At 74.4% G+C, this 2,238-nt stretch carries 2 protein-coding genes and 1 pseudogene; 2 read left to right on the forward strand and 1 reads right to left on the reverse strand.

The genetic code is table 11. From position 1 onward, the window contains the following. A partial coding sequence (gene sepH, locus I59_RS23295) for a septation protein SepH (protein ID WP_031272449.1) occupies window positions 1–642 on the forward strand: 642 nt, incomplete at its 5' end. A gap of 162 nt (window positions 643–804) precedes the next feature. Here the strand turns inward: sepH and I59_RS01985 are convergent. Further along, a complete protein-coding gene (locus I59_RS01985; protein WP_022902440.1) occupies window positions 805–1,971 on the reverse strand; it encodes an alkaline phosphatase family protein in 1,167 nt (388 codons plus the stop codon). A 26-nt stretch (window positions 1,972–1,997) separates the two neighbouring features. Here I59_RS01985 and I59_RS01990 point away from each other — a divergent pair. Then, window positions 1,998–2,231, forward strand: a pseudogene (locus I59_RS01990) (DNA gyrase subunit A); the annotation flags it as partial. Window positions 2,232–2,238: the final 7 nt, after the last annotated feature.

A 2,238-nucleotide genomic window follows, 5' to 3' on the forward strand; every position in this document is an offset into this window, starting at 1 on the left:
GGGTCGAGTGGGCCTCGGGAAGCACGTCGAAACCGGGGGCAGGTCCGCGTCCGGTACACCGTGCCAGAGGTCGAGCACGACGCCCAGTGGCGCTTCGAACCGAAGACCGCGACGCTCGTGCCGGACAACGGGGACGCCCACCGCCTGTCCCACACGGACGACGAGGGCATCGCGCCGCGCCTCCGCGCCGTNGAGTACGACCACGAGGACGCCGACGGCACCCGCTTCGACTCCGGCGCCTTCCGCGTCGACGCCCCCGACGAGGAGCTCACGAACCCCGAGGTCGCCGAGCGGGCCCCGCTCCGCGCTCCGCTCCCCCGCATCGGCGCGGCGACGCCCGAGGAGCGCGCCCCCGGGAACGAGACGGCCGACCTCCTCGAGGCGCTGCGCCGACGTCGCGGCGAGCGTGAGGCGGCGTCCTTCACCGAGCACCAGGAGGAGCCGCGCGGCACCTCGATCAGCGTCGTCGACATCCCGCTGCAGGGCTTCGAGGAGTCGTCGGACACCGCCCCGCAGCCGGACGCCCGTCCGACGTCGGCACCGGAGAGCGACGGGCGCCAGGAGCGCCGGAAGCGCAACCGTCGCTCGATGCCGAGCTGGGACGAGATCGTCTTCGGCACCCGCCCAGAGGATCCCGCCTGATCCGACACACCTCCTGACCACCGGCCTGGGCCCACGCCGCCGGTTCCGGTGCGACGCGCCAGCGGCGGACCGGCCGTGCCGGTGGGGAGAGGCCCGCCCCGGCCCCGCCACGCACCGCGCGTGACGGGGCCGGTCGCGTCTGCCGTCCGGTCCGGGCCGTCGTCAGCCCGCGAAGGCGCCGGCGAGGCGGAGCGGGACGAAGGTCTCCTCGTCCGTCATCGCCCCGTGCTGCCCGAGCATCCGCTTCGGGGTCTCGCCGGGCTTGAGAGCCCGGTCGTCGTTGAACGCCCAGGAGCCGCGGGCCACGAGCACGACGTCGCCGATCCGCTCGACGACCTCCGGCGCGACGCGGCCGAACCACCCGGCGTCGATCGCCTCGGCACGGGTCGCCACGTACGCCTTCTTTCCGTAGCGCGCCCGGAACCGCCCGACGAGCGACCGGACGTCGGTGCCCGGTGCGACGGTCAGCTGGCGGCAGCGCGGGTCCCCGGCGACGCCGACGACGTCCTCCAGGAGCGCCGGGTCCATCGGGATGTTCGCGTGGTCGGGGACGTCGAGCACGCCGTGGTCGGCCGTGACCACGACACCGACGTCCGGCCGGAGCGTGCGGTCCAGGCGTGCGAGTTCGCCGTCGAGCAGCTCGAGCGCCGCGGTCCAGCGGTCGGACTGCCACCCGTGCTTGTGGCCGACCGAGTCGAGCTCGGGGACGTAGAGGTACACCAGCGAGCGGCCCGTCAGCGTCTCCGCGAGGGCGGCGTCGACCCGGTCGGCGATCGAGTCGGCGGACACGTAGCGGGCTCCGCCGAGGACGTTCGCCGTCATGCCGGAGGTCCGGTAGCGCCCGGGGCCGACCACGACCGGGTCGACGCCGATGCCCGTCGCCTCGGTGAACAGCGTCGGGCCGAGGAACCAGCCCGCGGGGACCTCGTCGTCCCAGCCGCTGAGCAGGTTCATCACGCGCCCGGTGTCCGGGTTCCAGCCGCTGTAGCCGACGACGCCGTGGGAGCCCGGTGGGCGTCCCGTCGTGAGGGTGCTCAGCGCCGCGGCCGTCGTGGTCGGGAACCCGCTGCGGAGCTTCTTGGCGGCGCCGCTCGCGGGCGGCGCGGCCAGCCACCGCGCGTGTCCGGCACGCGCCGCGAGCGCGGCGGCGCCGAGCCCGTCGACCAGCACGACGATCGCCGAGCGGGCGGGGCGGAGGGCGATCCGTGCCTCCAGGCCGTGTGATCGCAACCACGCGTCGTCCGCAGCGCCGAGTGCGACGAGGCAACTCGGGAAGACGTCGGCGAGGTTCGCTGCGGCGTCGGGGGCCGTCGGTACGCTGGTTCCCATCCTCCCCAGTCTCGCAGAAGGGTGCCATGGCACGCACGGAAGCAGTCGGCCTGCCCGACGGTGAACGCATCGAGGACGTCGACGTCTCCGAGGAGATGCAGGGCTCCTTCCTCGAGTACGCGTACTCCGTCATCTACTCCCGGGCACTCCCCGACGCCCGCGACGGCCTCAAGCCCGTGCAGCGCCGCATCCTGTACCAGATGGCGGAGATGGGCCTCCGGCCGGACCGCGGGCACGTCAAGAGCGCCCGCGTCACGGGGAGGTGAT

The sequence above is a fragment of the Curtobacterium sp. B8 genome, from assembly GCF_000333315.1.
Classification (GTDB): Bacteria; Actinomycetota; Actinomycetes; order Actinomycetales; family Microbacteriaceae; genus Curtobacterium; species Curtobacterium luteum.

Excerpts from the sequence above, each read along its gene's own strand:
- I59_RS01985 (WP_022902440.1), bottom strand. The coding sequence starts at position 1,971 with ATGGGAACCAGCGTACCGACGGCCCCCGACGCCGCAGCGAACCTCGCC.